General features: G+C 64.0%; 11 protein-coding genes and 1 tRNA gene. 3 read left to right on the forward strand and 9 right to left on the reverse strand.

The annotated features are described in order from the left end of the window. Positions 1-43: 43 nt before the first annotated feature. On the forward strand, positions 44-2,104 hold the full coding sequence (locus tag N5C18_RS01790; RefSeq protein WP_049456171.1) for a bifunctional diguanylate cyclase/phosphodiesterase: 2,061 nt from the start codon (positions 44-46) through the stop codon (positions 2,102-2,104). A gap of 118 nt (positions 2,105-2,222) precedes the next feature. Here the strand turns inward: N5C18_RS01790 and cyoD are convergent, their stop codons facing one another. The 9 genes from cyoD to N5C18_RS01835 form a co-directional block, all read right to left on the reverse strand. After that, positions 2,223-2,564 (reverse strand): cytochrome o ubiquinol oxidase subunit IV, encoded by a 342-nt coding sequence (gene cyoD / locus N5C18_RS01795; protein ID WP_005408584.1) that lies wholly within the window; start codon positions 2,562-2,564, stop codon positions 2,223-2,225. Beyond that, positions 2,564-3,202 carry a cytochrome o ubiquinol oxidase subunit III gene (cyoC, locus tag N5C18_RS01800; RefSeq protein ID WP_006425005.1) on the reverse strand — a complete coding sequence of 213 codons (639 nt, stop codon included), beginning with the start codon at positions 3,200-3,202 and terminating at the stop codon, positions 2,564-2,566. The genes cyoD and cyoC overlap by 1 nt, the downstream gene beginning before the upstream one ends. Continuing rightward, complete coding sequence (cyoB, locus tag N5C18_RS01805; protein WP_040008505.1) at positions 3,199-5,196, reverse strand: cytochrome o ubiquinol oxidase subunit I; 1,998 nt, start codon at positions 5,194-5,196, stop codon at positions 3,199-3,201. Before cyoB ends, cyoC begins: the two co-directional genes overlap by 4 nt. 2 nt (positions 5,197-5,198) lie before the next feature. Next, positions 5,199-6,239 (reverse strand): ubiquinol oxidase subunit II, encoded by a 1,041-nt coding sequence (cyoA, locus tag N5C18_RS01810; protein ID WP_008267587.1) that lies wholly within the window; start codon positions 6,237-6,239, stop codon positions 5,199-5,201. Between the two features lie 315 nt (positions 6,240-6,554). Continuing rightward, positions 6,555-6,911, reverse strand: coding sequence for a hypothetical protein (locus tag N5C18_RS01815; RefSeq protein ID WP_008267900.1), 357 nt, complete (start codon positions 6,909-6,911; stop codon positions 6,555-6,557). 1,017 nt (positions 6,912-7,928) lie between these two features. Then, the gene (locus N5C18_RS01820; protein WP_279943674.1) at positions 7,929-9,740 is read right to left on the reverse strand and encodes an AAA family ATPase; all 1,812 of its coding nucleotides are present in this window, start codon (positions 9,738-9,740) and stop codon (positions 7,929-7,931) included. A gap of 387 nt (positions 9,741-10,127) precedes the next feature. Further along, positions 10,128-10,203 (reverse strand) — tRNA-Thr (locus N5C18_RS01825). A gap of 50 nt (positions 10,204-10,253) precedes the next feature. After that, positions 10,254-11,258, reverse strand: a complete 1,005-nt coding sequence (locus N5C18_RS01830; protein ID WP_279943676.1) for a 2-hydroxyacid dehydrogenase — start codon at positions 11,256-11,258, stop codon at positions 10,254-10,256. A 100-nt stretch (positions 11,259-11,358) separates the two neighbouring features. After that, positions 11,359-14,232, reverse strand: a complete 2,874-nt coding sequence (locus N5C18_RS01835) for an autotransporter outer membrane beta-barrel domain-containing protein (protein ID WP_279943678.1) — start codon at positions 14,230-14,232, stop codon at positions 11,359-11,361. Positions 14,233-14,467: 235 nt separating this feature from the next. Here N5C18_RS01835 and N5C18_RS01840 point away from each other — a divergent pair, with 235 nt between their 5' ends. Together N5C18_RS01840 and N5C18_RS01845 are read left to right on the forward strand one after the other, a co-directional pair. Further along, the gene (locus N5C18_RS01840) at positions 14,468-14,995 is read left to right on the forward strand and encodes an RNA polymerase sigma factor (RefSeq protein ID WP_080357329.1); all 528 of its coding nucleotides are present in this window, start codon (positions 14,468-14,470) and stop codon (positions 14,993-14,995) included. Beyond that, a complete protein-coding gene (locus N5C18_RS01845) occupies positions 14,992-15,960 on the forward strand; it encodes a FecR domain-containing protein (RefSeq protein ID WP_279943679.1) in 969 nt (322 codons plus the stop codon). Before N5C18_RS01840 ends, N5C18_RS01845 begins: the two co-directional genes overlap by 4 nt. Positions 15,961-15,970 lie beyond the last annotated feature (10 nt).

The following is a 15,970-nucleotide window of genomic DNA, read 5'->3' on the forward strand; positions in this document are numbered from 1 at the left end:
GTGCGCCTTGCGGGCGCCCCTCCCTCCTCCCACTGGATTCAACATGACTGGCAGTTACAGTCAGAGCCTGGTTGCCATCTCGCTGCTGGTGGCCATTCTTGCTTCGTACACGGCGCTGGACATGGCCGGCCGCCTGGCCACCGCCGAAGGCCGCGTGGCCCGCTGGTGGCTTGCAGGGGGCGCGGCGGCGATGGGCCTGGGCATCTGGTCGATGCACTTCATCGGCATGCTGGCCTTCGACCTGCCGATTCCGGTCGGCTACGACCTCGGCATCACCCTGTACTCGCTGGCGGTCTCCATGGGTGCCTCGGCCTATGCGCTGTGGCTGGTGTCGCGGCCCAGCCTGCCGTGGCGACGGCTGCTGGCCGGCGCGGTGCTGATGGGGCTGGGCATCGCCACCATGCACTACCTGGGCATGGCGGCGATGCGCATGCAGCCCGGCATCGATTACCACCCGGGCTGGTTCGCCGCGTCGATCGCGGTGGCCATCGGTGCCGCCGGCGCCGCGCTGTGGATCGCCTTCCGCCTGCGTGCCGAGCAGCGCAACACCCTCCTCCTGCGCGCGCTCGCTTCGCTGGTGATGGGCCTGGCCATCGTCGGCATGCATTACACCGGCATGGCCGCGGCGCGCTTCCCCGAAGGCAGCATCTGCGGCGCGGTTGGCAGCGGTGCCATCGACACCCGCTGGCTGGCGGTGCTGGTGATCGTCACCACCGTGGCCACGCTGGGCATCGCGCTGGTTGCCTCGCTCTTCGACCGGCAGATGCGCGTGCGCACCGGGCTGCTGGCCGATTCGCTGGCGCGCGCCAACAACAAGCTGATCCAGGCCGCGCTGCACGACCCGCTCACCCAGCTGCCCAACCGCATGCTGCTGCAGGACCGCATCGAGCAGGCCATCGAGAAGGCGCGCCGCCGCGGCCACACGGTGGCGGTGATGTTCTGCGACCTGGACGGTTTCAAGGCGGTCAACGATGCCTACGGCCACCAGCTCGGCGACCGCCTGCTGGTGGCGGTGGCGCAGCGCATCGGCGGCCTGCTGCGGCCGCAGGACACCTTCGCCCGCCTCGGCGGCGACGAGTTCGTGATCGTGCTGGCCATCGACATTCCCGACGATGCGGTGGTGGTGGCCGAGCGCATCATCGCCGCGGCCGGCGAGCCGTTCACGCTGGATGCGGCCGAACTGCAGGTCAGTGCCAGCCTCGGCATCGCGCTGTACCCGGACGATGCCGGCAACGAGCGCGAACTGATGGCCCACGCCGATGCGGCGATGTACCACACCAAGGAAACCGGCCGGAACGGCTACACCTTCTTCACCCCGTCGATGCAGCTGAGCGCCAACCGCCAGCTGCGCCTGCTGCAGGACCTGCGCAAGGCCATCGCCCGCGACGAACTGATCCTGCATTACCAGCCCAAGTTCCCGGCCGCGGGCGCACCGGCCACCGGCGCCGAGGCGCTGCTGCGCTGGCAACACCCGGAGCTGGGCCTGCTGGCCCCGGATGTGTTCATCCCCATCGCCGAGCGCAGCGGCCTGATCCTGCCGATTGGCGACTGGGTGCTGGACCGTGCGTGTGCGCAGCTGCGTGCGTGGCACGACGCGGGGCACAGCGAATGGTCGATGGCGGTGAACCTGTCGCCACTGCAGTTCGCCTCGCCCGCGCTGCTGGACAGCGTGCGCGAGGTGCTGCAGCGGCACCGGATCGAACCGGCACGGCTGACCTTGGAGATCACCGAGACCACTGCGATGAAGGACGTCGATGCCAGCCTGGCGATCCTCAACGATCTGACCGCGATGGGCGTGCACATCGCCATCGACGATTTCGGCACCGGCTATTCCAGCCTGCTGTACCTCAAGCGCATGCCGGCCACCGAACTGAAGATCGACCGCGCCTTCGTGCACGACCTGGAATGCAATGACGAGGACGCCGCCATCGTCTCGTCGATCATCGCGCTGGGCCGCACCCTGCAGCTGCAGGTGGTGGCCGAAGGCGTGGAAACGCAGGCGCAGCGCGAGTACCTGAGCGAGCTGGGCTGCGACCAGCTGCAGGGGTACCACCTGGGCCGGCCGATGGAGGCCGAGGAATTCCTGCGCAAGGTGGCGGGGTAGAGCCGGCCGCTGGCCGGCTTCCCGCGATTGCCGGCCAGCGGCCGGCACTACCGGGGACAACGGAAAACAGAAAGGCCGCCCTGGGGCGGCCTTTCTGCGTGGCAACGTCGCGGGGACGTCAGTGCATCATGTGCACGTTCATGTTGTGCATGACCCACAGGGTACCGACCACGATGATGCCGATCACCACCACGGTGAAGGCCGCAGCGTTGACGTTCCAGCGGCTTTCCGAAGAGCGGTCCAGGTGCAGGAAGAACACCAGGTGGACCAGCATCTGCAGTACCGCGGTGATCGCGATGACCACACCGTTGACGGTGCGCGAGAAATCACCCGACATCACCATCCAGAACGGGATGACGGTCAGTACCACCGCCAGCACGAAGCCGATCAGGTACGACTTCACGGTGCCATGGCTTTCGCCGCCGGTGCCGTGGTCGTGTGCATGGTTGTCATGTGCCATTACAGCGCTCCATTGAGGTAGACGACGGAGAACACGCCGATCCAGATCAGGTCCAGGAAGTGCCAGAACAGGCTCAGGCACGCCATGCGGGTCTTGTTGGTCGGGGTCAGGCCGTACTTCTTCAGCTGCACGAACATCACCAGCAGCCACAGCAGGCCGGCGCTGACGTGCAGGCCGTGGGTGCCGACCAGGGCGAAGAACGCCGACAGGAAGGCACTGCGGTCCGGACCGTAGCCCTGGTGGATCAGGTGCTGGAATTCCCACACTTCCATGCACATGAAGCCGAAGCCCAGCAGCCAGGTGATGGCCAGCCACAGGTACATCTGGCCCATCTGCTTGCGGTGCATGGCGATCATGCCCAGGCCGAAGGTCAGCGACGAGGTCAGCAGCAGCGCGGTTTCCCACGCCACGAACGGCAGCTCGAACAGGTCCTTCGCGCCGGGGCCGCCATCGGTACCGCCGGACAGCACCACATAGGTGGCAAACAGCGAGGCGAAGATGAGGCAGTCGCTCATCAGGTACACCCAGAAACCGAAGACGGTGTTGCCGCCGGTGTCGTGGTGCTCGTGGTCGTCATGGCCATGGGCCGCCGCATGCGCGGCGTGCCCGTGGCTCAGGGTCGAGGTATTGGTGCTCATGCCTTCAGCTCCGACTTCACCAGGCCCTGGTTTTCCAGGTGCTTGCGGTGTTCGTTCTCGATGCGTTCCACCTCGGCGGCCGGGACCCAGTAGTCCACGTCCTGGTCGAAGGTGCGGTAGATGAACGTGGCGATCATGCCGACGAAGCCGACGATGGCCAGCCACCAGATGTGCCAGATCATCGCGAAGCCGAACACCAGGCTGAAGGCACCGATGACCACGCCCGTGCCGGTGTTGCGCGGCATGTGGATGTCGGTGTACTTGGCCGGCTTCGGCCAGGCTTCACCACGCTGCTTGCGCTCCCAGAAATCGTCCAGCTCGGTGACTTCCGGCAGCGTGCCGAAGTTGTAGAAGGCCGGCGGCGAAGAGGTTTCCCACTCCAGCGTACGGGCGTCCCACGGGTCGCCGGTCAGGTCGGCGGTCTTCTTGCGGTCGCGGATCGACACGGCCACCTGGATGATCTGGCACAGGATGCCGGCGCCGACGATGAAGGCACCTGCAGCGGCCACCAGCAGCAGCGGCTCGTAGGCCGGGTTGACGGTGCTCTGCAGACGACGGGTCATGCCCATGAAGCCCAGCACGTACATCGGCATGAAGGTCACGTAGAAGCCGATGAACCAGCACCAGAACGCGCACTTGCCCCAGAACTCATTGAGGCGGAAGCCGAACATCTTCGGCCACCAGTAGGTGATGCCGGCGAACATGCCGAACACCACGCCGCCGATGATGACGTTGTGGAAGTGGGCGATCAGGAACAGGCTGTTGTGCAGCACGAAGTCGATGGCCGGGATCGCCAGCATCACGCCGGTCATGCCGCCGATGGTGAAGGTGACCATGAAGCCGATGGTCCACAGCACGGGCGTGGTGAACTGCACGCGACCGCGGAACATGGTGAACAGCCAGTTGAAGATCTTCACGCCGGTCGGGATCGAGATGATCATCGTCGTGATGCCGAAGAAGGCATTGACGTTGGCACCCGAGCCCATGGTGAAGAAGTGGTGCAGCCACACGATGAACGACAGCACGCCGATGCAGGCGGTGGCGTAGACCATGCCCTTGTAGCCGAACAGCGCCTTGCGCGAGAAGGTCGCGATGACTTCGGAGAACACACCGAACGCCGGCAGGACCAGGATGTACACCTCCGGGTGGCCCCAGATCCAGATCAGGTTGATGTACAGCATGGCGTTGCCGCCACCGTCATTGGTGAAGAAGTGCGTACCCAGGTAACGGTCCAGGGTCAGCAGCACCAGGGTGATGGTCAGCACCGGGAAGGCAGCGACGATCAGCACGTTGGTCACCAGGGCAGTCCAGGTGAACACCGGCATCTGCATCAGCTTCATGCTGGGGGTACGCATCTTCAGGATGGTGATGAAGAAGTTGATACCGCTCAGCGTGGTACCCAGGCCTGCGACCTGTAGGCCCCAGATGTAGTAGTCCATGCCGACGCTTGGACTGTATTCGATGCCCGACAACGGCGGGAACGCCAGCCAGCCGGTGGCAGCGAACTCACCGATCCACAGCGACAGCATGATCAGCACCGCGCCGGACACGAACAGCCAGAAGCTGAGCGAGTTGACGAACGGGAACGCGACGTCGCGCGCACCGATCTGCAGCGGCACGGCCAGGTTCATCAGGCCGGTGATCAGCGGCATCGCCACGAAGAAGATCATGATCACGCCGTGGGCGGTGAAGATCTGGTCGTAGTGGTGCGGCGGCAGGTAGCCCTCGGACCCGCCGACGGCGAGCGCCTGCTGGGTACGCATCATGATGGCGTCGGAGAAGCCACGCAGCAGCATGACGAAGGCGACGATGAGGTACATCACGCCGATCTTCTTGTGGTCCACCGAGGTGAACCACTCCTTCCACAGATAGCCCCACAGCTTGAACTTGGTGATCAGGGCCATCACGCCCAGGCCACCCAGCACCGCGCCGACCAAGGTGGTCAGCACGATCGGATCGTGGGGGATCGACTCAATAGAGAGTTTTCCCAACATGTTCATTCTCCCGAACCCGCGTGGCCGGCATGGCCTGCGTGTTCGTGTTCGTTGGCATCCAGGTTTTCACCCGATTCCTTGGAATCATGCGCGTCACTGGGGGCGTGGCCCTCGTGCGCTTCATGGCTGGCGGCATCGGCAGCGGCGGCACCGGCGTGTTCGTGCTTCATGCCGTAGTGCTTGTTGTCGCCCATGTGCTTGGCGATGACCCAGTTGAACAGGCCTTCTTCGGTCTTGCCGAAGTAGGTGACCGGGTACCACTCGGCGTTGCGTGCTTCACCCAGGGCCTTGAACGAGGCCTTGTCCAGGGTCTGCTCGCCGGCACGTACCTGGTCCAGCCACTGGCGGTATTCGGCATCGGTGACCGAGTAGGCTGTGAAGTGCATCTTGGCGAAGCCCGCGCCGCTGTAGTGCGAGGACATGCCCGGGAATTCACCGGTCTCGTTGGCGATCAGATGGAGCTTGGTCTCCATCGCAGCCATCGAGTAGATCATGCTGCCGAGGTGCGGGATGAAGAACGCATTCATCACCGTGTCGGACGTGATCTTGAAGTTCAGCGGCGTGTTGACCGGGAACTTGATTTCGTTGACGACCGCCACCTTCTCTTCCGGATAGATGAACAGCCACTTCCAGTCCAGCGAGATCGCCTCGATGGTGACCGGCTTGACGTCCGATTCCAGCGGCTTGTACGGGTCAAGCGCGTGCGACGAACGCCAGGTCAGGACCGCCAGCACCAGCACGATCATGCACGGAATGGACCACACCACCACCTCGATCGCCGTCGAGTGGGACCACTTCGGCTCGTAACGGGCCTTGGTGTTGGAGGCGCGATACTTCCACGCGAAGGTCAGGGTCATGATGATGACCGGGATGACGACCAGCAGCATGAGCACGGTGGCCGTGATCAGCAGGGTCTTCTCATCCTGGCCGATCTGGCCCTTCGGACTGAGGATGGCCACGGCATCGCAGCCGGTGAGCATCACCAGCAACGACAGCAGCAGGCCCGGGCGCAACCAGCGCCCAAGGGTTTTCAACGGAATCATCGGTCGATCCAATTGCGAGGGAATGCCGTTCCCCGTCCTGCCTGTTCCGGCCAAAGCCGGTCCCACCGGTCCGGGGACAGGCAGGGAGGTGGGGTCGAGTCAGCCCTACAATTTTAGGCCGTCACCCACCATTTAAGAAAGGCATTGACAATGATCGAGCGCAGGAAAGGCGCCGATCTGGCTGCGACACGTTGTCGCACCGCGTGCGCGCGGGCTGTCCAGCCGCACGGGCACGCAGCGTAGCATCGGGCCCGGCCACGCCAAAGCCACCGGACCGGCAAAGCCTACTGAACGTGTTCAGCCATGCGCGGAAGGTCAGGACGGCCGTACTTCCCTGCACACCAGTTCAGCCAGTTCGCGGCATGCGAAGAACAGCCCCTCGACGACGCCCTCATCCAGATGCCGGTCGGGCGTGGCCATGGATTCGCAGCGACTGGCCGCATGCAGCATCTCCACCGCCGTCAGCATGCCCACCGCCGCGCGGTCGATCCTGGCCAGGGACTGACGGCGGCCGTCTGACAGGTTCTCTTCCGGCCACAGCATGCCATCGGACCCTTCGCCATCGCGGATGCGCTTGAGGCAGCCCTGGAAGGTGCTGAGGTCAAAGGCGGGGTTGTCGTCGTCGTTGGTGGGCTCATCGACGGGGAATGGCGGAATCTTGCGAGTGGTCATGACGTCGGCTTCCGTGGCTGTACTTAACACTGCCACCGCGCGGAAGCGGGGTGGCGGACGGTGCGGGTTCCAAACCGGGACAGATAGTTACCATTGACCGGCGGATCCGAAGATCCCCACGCACCGCCCGCCATAAAGGCCGACGGATTGCCAGCCGGCACCGCTTCAGGACGGTGCCGACTGGCAAGCGTAAGTAACATCTGTCTCGGGTTTGGATGCCCTGCCACCCTTTTTCGGTGGCGCGCCATGTTGTTTACGCCTGCACCTTCGATTCAATGAGAAAAATCCGAAAGGCTCGGATGCATCGAAGGAGCGCTACGAATTGTTGCATGCGCAGTAGATGGCGGGGGCGACATGAGAAGACGCGAGTGCGCTGATGCTTAGGCGGTGGCGACATGTAGTGTCGTAGAAAGCGCAGTAGCGAGAGAGGCGCGTGACGTTTCTCGCTTACCAATAGTTGTATGAGGCAGTCTGGCCGAGTGGATGGGCAGTGAGCCGTGCTGGAGGAACTCCCTGCAATTGCCCGATTGCGTGTGCAAAAAGCGACAGGCAGTTGGCTGCACGGTGACGTTCGTGTCGTGCCTTGACGGCTAGATCGCGCTGCCAGCACAGCCCTGAGCACCACTTTTTCGTCAGGGGCAGGAACCAAACCACCTTGCGGCTAGCTGCCGATGGCTGACGCATGCCCATGAGGGGGCTAGTCTCGATCAGCTTCCACTCCACAGCCCGCGACAAGGCAGACCGCAGGCAAGCAACGTCGCGCGCTGCGGTAGCCTTGGTGACGACGCCAGGGCCAGTGACACGCCCGCGCCACCATCGCTCCATTGTCGGAACGTCAATCTCAATAATCTGACGGCGTAGCAGCCACGGGAATACTGACTGGATGCGGTCCGGGTACTGACGACCACCCTTGAGCTCGGCTATCGCCCAACGTTCGAAGTGGTCATTGAGCAGTGTTTCAAGCGTGCAACCGGTGGGCTTGGACTTTGCGAGCGCCGGCAATCCGGACTGAATGTACTAAGCGACCGCTTGCCGGGCTTGGTCGCGGGCCTGATCAAGTGACAGATGCTCGACCGAACCCAAGGTACGACGCTTACCGTGCGCCCAGGTCACGATCCAAGCTTTGTGACCTGAGGGCTGCACACGAAAGATCAGGCCGTGAACCTGAGCGCCTCTGAGCTCGTAGGGGCGATCTCGGGGCTCAGCTGTGAGAACAATGCGTTTGGTAATGGCGGATGACATCAGGCAACCTGTCCATAAGTGGCGATATAGCCAACTTAGGACAGGATGCGAGGGGATGTCTGGATGCGGATCGTCCGCATGACGACTACCTCCGCGAAGAATGGGACCGAACTGCTGAAGAACCGCCGCTCTTGAGTTCCTGTAAGTATGATCAGCCAACAACTTGAGCAGAATGGTTCTGACATCGAACGATGTTGCGTTCGCAAGCTGATCGGCTAGCACCTTGCAAACACGATCAACAATGGCCTTACTCTCTTTCCGAGGCCTTACTGCTCCTTGAGGGACAGCAGGGACGTCTCCGACGCGCAAGCTTAGAGTATTGAGCATAAAGTGTTGCCTCAATGCCACTTGAACGTCTGCCCGGTTGGCATTCATGTAAGCGACAAGTCCCACTTCCGGAGTGAATGGAAGATATGAGATCTTCGCAGCTTGCCGCGCTGCAATATCTACGATCTCAGGAACCGTGGCGTCCGCTATAGATTGCTCAGCATCTGCATCGAGGACGGCATAGGCCCGCGTGATTGCTGGGAGGAGCGGGGCTTGACGCACGAAGAATCTGAGAACGTTTGCGAACCCTCCTACCGGGACTGCGCTCACACTCGGTGAAAGAGCCCCGTCCGCATAAAAATGCGTGATCGCGTGATAAGCGAGTCGTTCTGCAACAATCCGCGCAGACTCATCTTCAACGTACATCAGAACGTCGGACGCGGCCTCTTCACGATAGGCGAGCGCACCCAGTACGTATGAAGGGAAGCAGCCTTTCGTACATTGGACAACACCGTCTTCTGCCTCCTGAAGAAACAGTATGCTGTCACGTGAGGCTTGCTTGATCAACGTGGAAGAATGTGTAGACACAATGACGGTCAAAGACTTGCTGCCAGCAATCTCACCCAGATGGCTAAGCAACTCTGCCTGCGCTGTAGGATGAAGCGCAAGCTCAAGCTCGTCTATCAACAAGAGGGAGTTGTCAGGGCAATCCTGCAGCATACGTAGCAGCTTAATGATACACAGCTCCCCCAAGCTAAGGTTCTTTTCTGAGAAGTACTGCTTCTTCCCCTCCACGTCCGGAAGCTCAATCAAGAATGCCTGACTCCCCACTCCTCGGCGCACATTGATTGTCTTCAGGGCGTCGAACTTGTTCGTGCAGAATATCCTGTTAGCCGCATCAATTATTTCTTGCGGGGCCGCGCGCACTCTTCTAGGCGAGAAATCTTCCTGACTCGGCTCGATTCGATCTGCATTCGCCGCGATGTAAAGCACGTTCGGGTACGGCAAGAGCGATAGAACTTTGCTGTTTTTCTTCGGCGTAGGAACCCACCGCTCAGTTCTGTACGTGTATGAAACGTCTCCGCCTGGCGTTTTGTAAGAAATTGTCGCTCCCTCGTAGGAATCCAATCGATCGGATTTTTTCGAGGCAGGGAAATGGAGAGGAAAGGAGTTACTAAATCCGATACGCCTGATGCACCCGAGCAGCGAAGTCTTCCCCGTGCCATTTGCACCAGTGAGCAGCCACAGTCCCTGATTCGGGATTTCAAACTCTAGACGTTTGATATGGCGCAGGTTTTCAATGATGATCTTCGAAGGCATTCCATTCCCCTGTATCGACACTCGTGAGAGTGTAGCCGGTATGATCCTGCCAGAGGGGTGTATTCGAACGGAGCTTAAAGACGGCGGCCTTGCTCGTGAGTCATCTATCGGAACTCCAAGAGCGTCGCGCTCATCAGCCTTTGGCCCAGCAGCATCCCGCATCTCACGAATAACAGCTGTACAGCGAACTGTCTTCTCCAGCTAAGTCCCCCTGAAGCCACCCTGTTGATGGAGCGGCCGCCTCCCGCGCGGACGCGATCCATCCCCAACCAGCAGCAGTGACGCCGAGCAAGCAATCCGTCCGGCAGCAAATCCCTTACCAATCAACAGGTACCGACCCGCCACAAACAAAAAGCCCCGACCAAGGCCGGGGCTTTTCATTACAGCTGGTGCCGGAAACAGGAGTCGAACCTGCGACCTACGCATTACGAATGCGCCGCTCTACCAACTGAGCTATTCCGGCGGAGCCCGCGATTTTACGGGCTGGGCGCCCCGGCGGTCAATCCACCCGGCTCAGCCCGCCTCCACCCGGTTGGCGCAGGGCCGTCCGGCGGCGAAGTCGGCCAGGTTGCCCAGCGTGATCGCCGAGATCTCCTGCAACGCCTCCACGGTGAAGAATCCCTGGTGGCCGGTCACCAGCACGTTCGGGAAGGTCATCAGGCGCTGGAAGGCCTCGTCATCAATGATCTCGCCGGACAGGTCCTGGAAGAACAGCGCGCTTTCCTGTTCGTAGACGTCGATGGCCAGATGGCCGAGCCGGCGCGACTTCAGCGCGCGGATCACCGCGTGGGTGTCCACCAGTGCGCCGCGCGAGGTGTTGACCAGCATCGCGCCGGGCTTCATCCGCGCCAGCGAGGCGTCGTTGATCAGGTGCTGGGTGTCGGGTGTCAGCGGGCAATGCAGCGAGACGATGTCGGCACGCGCCAGCAGTTCGTCCAACGCCACCATGTCTCCCACCCCGGCAAAGGCCGCCGACGGATACGGGTCGTGCCCCAGCACGGTACAGCCCATGCCCTTGAAGATGCGCGCGGTGGCCAGCCCGATCTTGCCGGTACCGACGATGCCGACGGTGCGGCCATGCAGGGTGCGGCCAAGCAGGCCATCGAGCATGAAGTTGCCTTCGCGCACCCGGTTGTAGGCGCGGTGGGTCTGCCGGTTGAGCGTCATCACCAGCGCCAGCGCGTGCTCGGCCACGGCTTCGGGCGAATAGGCGGGTACGCGCGCGACGAACAGGCCCAGTGCCTTCGCCGCAGCCAGATCGACATTGTTGAAGCCTGCGCAGCGCAACAGCACCGCACGCACACCCAAGGCATGCAGCGCGTGCAGTACCGGCGCATCAAGCCGGTCATTGACGAACACGCAGACGGCGGCGCAGTCCTGTGCCAGCGCGGCGGTATGCACGTCCAGCGCGGCATCGAAGTAGAGGAACGCATAGCCCTGCCCGTCCGCATCACGCTGGTTGGCTTCCTCCAGGAAGCGACGGTCGTAGGGGCGGGCGCTGAAGACGGCGATCTGCATGGAAGGACCTGGGTGGAATGCCCTGCCGACCATACCGCAGCCACGCGCCTGTGGGGATGGCACCGGCGATGCAGGCATCACCGGTGCCCCTGCCACTTGCTTAGAACCGATAGCCCAGGCCCAGCATCACGCCGTTCTGGATCTGCCCGTCGCGGCGCTCGCCCACGTAGTCGGCCATGATCGACAGGCGTTCGCTGGCGCGGCTGGTCACGCCCAGGTTCCAGGCCAGCACCTGCTCGCCCACGGCCTGGCTGCTGGCGCCGAACACCAGGTCCGGGGCGGCGGCGAAGCCGGTGCTGTAGCGGGCCTGCGAATCGCCCAGTTCCTTCTGCCAGACCACGCGGGCGCGCGGGGTGATGCGCTCGCCGTTGTTGCCTTCGAAGGTCTTGAACAGCTGCAGGCCGGCGCCGACGCGGATGCTTTCCAGGCTGCCGCTGCGGCCAACCAGTGCACCCGCGCCCTGCCCTTCATTGAAGCGCGTGGCCGAAGTGCGTGCGTAATCCACCACCGGCAGCAACGGCTGGATCACCAACCCCTTTCCGGTGGTGAACGAGAACGCGTGCTCGACCCGTGCGGAGATTGCATCGTTGTTGTACTTGGCGCGCAGCGGCTGCTGCAGGCCGTCGATGCCGCTGACGCTGCGGCGGGTGTCGTGGCGCAGGTCGGTATAGCGCACCGCCGCCGACAGGTAGCCGCGCGAATAGGTCGCGTCCAGATAGCCGCCCACATCCAGCGCGCGCACGTCACCGCTGAAGTCGGAGCCGTCGCGGCCCTTGGTCGACATGTCAGCTGCCGCCACGCTGACGCCCAAGGTGACGCGGTCATCGGCCACGCGGGTATCGGCACCGACCACGATGCCACCGATGTTGTGGCTGAGGCCGGCCACGCCGCCCTCCGCATCGATGCGGCCATGGCTGGCGAAGCCGCGCGCCCACAGGCCACGGCTGCGCCCAGTGTCGCTGCTGTTACCCGCACCGCCAGCGGCCGGCTCAACCAGATGCATCGCCAGCTGGTTGAACAGGCTGCCGTGGCGCATGCCCGGCTGTGCCGACACCGACTGCGCCGCCTGCGAGGCCAGGCCATCGGCATCACCACCACTGCGCATCGCGGCCTGGTGCTGCTGCACCACGTTGCCGATGCTGCCGACCAGCGCGTTGTCGGCCAGCCGCAGGCTGGCGTGCGCATCACCACGCAGGGCACCAGCCTGCTGCGCGATCACATCACGGTCGGCGAACTGCAGCGCGCCCAGCAGTGACTTCAGGTTGCCGTCCTGGCGGGCGGAAGCGGTCGCCAGCGCGCGGCCCAGCCCGTCGCCGGAGGTGGTGTTGGTGAACAGGCCCAGCTGATCGAAGCCAGGGTTGGCCGTCAGCCACAGGCCATCGGCGGTCTGCTTCACGTTGAAACTCAGCAGCGAGTTGTGGCGCGGGCGGAACACATCGCCCGCGGTGATGCTGGCGCTGTAACCGGTATCGCCCAGGCGCACGACGTCTTCGAAGCCGCCCTGGTAGATCGGGCCCTGCACCAGGTCACGGCGGAAGTCCTGGCCGTAATAGCCCTGCGCCACATTCAATTCGAGGAAGGCGCCCTTGGAGATCACCAGCGCACCGTCGGTCGGTTCGTCATCGAAGAACGTGCCCACGCGCAGTCGGCCCGTGGCGGCGCCGCCGTTCTCGGTGACGTCGAACAATAGCTTGCCGCCCGGCATGATGTTGACGTAGCCGTGGGTGACCAGGTCACCGCCGCGCGGCATCAGCGTGCCAAACACGCGCAGGCGGTTGAAGCCGTCCTCGCGCCAGGAGGGGCCGGAACCGCTGCCCAGTGCATCAAGATCCATCGCGGTGCCGGCCACGTCGCCATGGCCGACCAGCATGCCCGCGCCCAGCACGCGCACTTCCGACGCCCGCATCGCGCCGCCTTCCAGTGCGATGGTGCCGTTGTCGACCAGCATGAAGTCGGCGCCGGTGGTGGCGGCGGTGCGCCAGGTGGCACCGTTGCTCACGCGGATCACGCCCATGGCGTTGTCGAGCGTGGATACGTCCAGGTCGGCCAGGCGCAGCTTGGACAGCAGCAGCGCCTGGATGCCCGGATCGTTGAGGTAGTCCTGCACCGAATCCGGGCCGATGCCCTGCGGGCCACGGCTTGAAGCGTTGTAGATGCTCTGCGCCAGGTTGATGTAGCTTGACTGCCAGTCGGTGTTCCAGCGCGCGAAATCGTCGTCGACGAAGGTCTGCAGCTGGCGCCCGGTGCGCAGGTAGCCGGGGTTGATGTCGCCGCTCACGTTCGCGCTCACGTTCAACGTGTCGCCAGGATCGCGATAGCCGTTCGCGGTGATGATGTTGTTGCTATGGATGTCCTGGCCCGGGAACGACTCCAGCTTGCTGCCGCTGCCATCCGGGTCGAAGGTGACCGAGGCGCCGGTGGTGCGCGCCGGGTCGCGGAACACCAGCAGGCCATTGGGCTGCACGACCTCGTACATGGCCTTGTGCAGCAGGCCCGCATCCATGCCGCCGCCGTAATTGCCGGTGTAGATCTGGGTCATGCGCGGCGACGGCGTATAGATCACCTTGCCGCCATTGCTGGCCGCGTGGATCTGCACCGAATCGATGATCGGCAGGTCGCCGGCCAGATAGCGCTCGACGCCACCGGACTGCATGATCGAGCACGACGAAATGCAGTGGCCGGACACGATGGTGTTCAGGCCGGCGGTGCGGATCACGCCCTGCAGCCACTCGCCGGCAATCAGCGCGCCGCCGTTGGAGGTGCGCAGCACCACTTCGCGGATCGGCCGGCCCTCGGCCTGCGCCTTGGCCAGCAACGCCGGCAACGACACCACGTCGGCGTAGGTCACCCCGCCACTGAGGAAGATGCGGTCGCCCTGCACGTGATAACTCATTGCCATGACGTCATCAGCCGCCGCGAGGGCGCCGACGCCGATCAGCCCGGCCAGGGCCAGGCTCAACTTCGAATGCTTCATACGTTCTCTCTCCACCCGCAACACGCGGGTAAGGGGTCAAACGTCAGAGCGGCGCGAACTCCCCCAGCCGACCCGCTGCGCAATGATGAATGCATTCACAATGAGAATGGGGTGCCGCACACTCTTCCCCATCCGGTCATCGTCGCGTAAAACTCGATGACGCATCCGCCAATGTCTGCCGAGGCCAGCCCTGTCCGCTCCGTCCCCCCTGATCCACCACGCGCCGGAGCCGCCGGTGCCAGCGGATGCCTTCATCGCGTTCGTACGCGAAGAACGCGCACCGTTGTGTGCGTTCCTGCGCACGCGGGGCGTCGGGCCGGAGGATGCAGAGGACATCGCGCAGGACTGCATGGAGCGGCTGATCCGCTATCGTGCACACGGCGCCGACGAGCTGCGCCTGCTGCTGTATCGTATCGCCCGCAACCGCCTGGCGGATCGCGGCCGCTCTGCGCAGTCGCGACCACACCTGCCGTTGGCCGAGCATGATGGCAGCGACCTGCCCACCAGCCAGTCGCCCGATCCATTGCGCCAGGCCGAGTCCGGGCAGATGCTGTCCCTGCTTCGGCAGGCCCTTTTCAAACTGCCCGAGCGCGCGCGCGAGGTGTACCTGCTCAACCGGATCACCGGCATGAGCTATACGCAGATCGCGCGGCACTGTGGAATTACTGCCAAGACCGTGGAAAAACATATCGCCCGTGCCCTGCAGGGCCTGCGCCAGGAGTTGGGACCGGATCCGCTGCACAACGACAGGGATGTGGAATGAACAGCTACCGGCACACGGAAGACGCCTCGCTGTTTGAACGCGCCAGCGCCTGGGTGGCGCGGCTGGAAGCGCCGGACTGCACGCCGGCCGAACGCGAAACGTTCGAGGACTGGCTGGCCGAAAACCCGGCCCATGTAAAAGCGTGGGTGCAGGCCGAGAACCTGTTCCAGCAGGGCCAGGGGCTGGCGGCAGACCCCTGGCTGCGTACCGCTGCGGCCCGTGCGGCGCGACCGCCGCGCCGCCGCTGGTTGCCGGCATTCGCGGCCGCCGCCGGCATCTGCCTGGCCATCGGCATGGGCTGGATGCTGGCCGTGGACGGCAACCCCACGCCGCAGCGCTATGCCAATGACAGCCATGAAACGCAGCAGCTGACCCTGGCCGACGGCAGCGTGGCCACGCTCGACGCGGGCACCACGCTGCACGCCCGTTTCGGCTGGCGCCATCGCGAGCTGGACCTTGAACGCGGGCGCCTGCAGTTGCAGGTCGCGCCGTCGAACAAGGCGCTGCAGCTGCGCGCCGGCAGCAGCACCATCCGCGATATCGGCACGACCTTCCAGGTTGAACGCCTGCGCGATGGCCTGGTGGAAGTCGCGCTGCTGGAAGGCGCGGTGGAAGTGAGCAACGGTGCGGCCCAGCACACCCTGGCACCCGGCCAGCAGCTGCAGGTGCTGCCCTCCGGGCGCATCCAGCCGGGCCCGGCACTGTCGTCCACGGCGGCCGCCGAGGGCTGGCTGCAAGGCCAGCTGGTATTCGACGCCACGCCGCTGTCGATCGTGGTCGAACGGATGAACCGCTATGGCCGCACACCGCTGGTGATTGCCGATCCGGAGATCAGCAACCTGGCGGTCAGTGGCACGTTCCGCGCAGGCGACGCACAGGAGTTGCTGTCCGCGCTGGAACTGGGCTGGTCCGTCGCTGGCCAGACGCGCCCGGATGGCGCGCTGGAACTGCGCCGCACGTACTGAGGGGGCCTGC

The organism is Stenotrophomonas sp. GD03930, from assembly GCF_029839665.1.
Taxonomy (GTDB): domain Bacteria; phylum Pseudomonadota; class Gammaproteobacteria; order Xanthomonadales; family Xanthomonadaceae; genus Stenotrophomonas; species Stenotrophomonas forensis.